This window comes from Rhodococcus sp. AC861, from assembly GCF_979256035.1.
Genome location: NZ_CEEDMW010000087.1, coordinates 1 through 244, shown reverse-complemented (window position 1 = coordinate 244; position 244 = coordinate 1). Strand labels below are relative to the sequence as shown.

The 244-nt window shown below is 68.4% G+C and carries 1 pseudogene; it reads left to right on the top strand.

Annotated features, from left to right (window positions below):
• Positions 1-244: pseudogene (locus AC0IX4_RS23255) on the top strand (MFS transporter); the annotation flags it as partial.

Genomic DNA, 244 nt, shown 5'->3' with positions numbered 1-244 from the left:
CTTCCTCATCGGACTGCTTCCCACCTACGACAGCGTGGGCATCATCGCCCCGATGCTGTTGGCGCTCTTGCGTTTCACGCAGGGTGTCGGCCTGGGCGGCGAGTGGGCGGGCGCCGCACTGCTGGCGACCGAGACCGCCAAGGAGGGCAAGCGGGCCTGGGCCGCGAGGTGGCCGCAGCTCGGCGCGCCCATCGGCTTCCTGATGGCCAACGGCATCTTCCTGATCCTGACGTTGTCGTTGGAC